Annotated in this window: 1 protein-coding gene; it reads left to right on the top strand. The window is 64.6% G+C overall.

Annotated features, from left to right (window positions below; all coding sequences use genetic code 11):
* Positions 1-23: 23 nt before the first annotated feature.
* Entirely contained in the window at positions 24-893 is an 870-nt protein-coding gene (istB, locus tag BST27_RS30605) for an IS21-like element helper ATPase IstB (protein ID WP_069422659.1), read from the top strand.
* Positions 894-938 lie beyond the last annotated feature (45 nt).

The raw sequence follows: 938 nt of genomic DNA, 5'->3' as shown, positions 1-938 counted from the left end.
GCCGCCCAGAAAAGGACCCTGAAATGACCGCTACCCCACGCACGCCAAAGACCGCCAATATCCCGGCCGCGGACTCCCCGTCGCACGCCGCCAGCCGCTATCAGCAGCTGCGTTCACATCTGGCCGAACTCAAACTGCACGCCGCCGCCGAAGCCCTCCCCGCGGTGTTGGATCAAGCCAGCGCCGAAGGGTTGTCGCTGACCGTGGCCCTGGAGCGGCTGTTGGCCGTCGAAGTCGATGCGAGCACCGCCCGCCGGTTGGCTGGCCGGCTGCGCTTTGCCTGCCTGCCCACCCCGGCCACGCTGGCTGACTTCGATGTCGATGCCGCTGTCGGCATCGACCGCAAGCTGATCGACGAACTGGGGACCTGTCGCTACCTCGAATCAGCCACCAACATTTTGCTGATCGGCCCGCCGGGCACGGGCAAGACGCACTTGTCGGTTGGATTGGCCAGGGCCGCGGCATACTCGGGGTATCGGACCTACTTCACCACCGCCGCGGATCTGGCCGCCCGTTGCCATCGTGCAGCCATCGAAGGCCGCTGGGCCACCACCATGCGGTTCTTCGCAGGACCAACCCTGCTGGTCATCGATGAACTTGGCTATCTACCGCTGCCCGCCGAGGCAGCCTCAGCGCTGTTTCAGGTTGTCTCCCAACGATATTTGAAAACCAGCATTGTGATCACCACCAATCGTGGCGTGGGGGCCTGGGGAGAAATCCTCGGCGACACCACCGTGGCCGCCGCAATGCTCGACCGCCTCCTACACCGCTCCGTGGTCATCAACCTCGACGGTGAGTCCTACCGCCTACGCGACCACCAAGCCGCCGCCGAAACCCTCCGCAGAGCCTCCACCGGGACCCCACCAACTACACTGAGCCCTGCTCACAGGTGAGGACTTTCAGCGGGCACACCTGAGGAATTTCGATGAGCGTGATCA

The sequence above is a fragment of the Mycobacterium intermedium genome, assembly GCF_002086275.1.
GTDB lineage: Bacteria > Actinomycetota > Actinomycetes > Mycobacteriales > Mycobacteriaceae > Mycobacterium > Mycobacterium intermedium.
The sequence above is the reverse complement of the archived record's forward strand: the minus strand, read 5'-3'. Positions and strand labels throughout refer to the sequence as shown.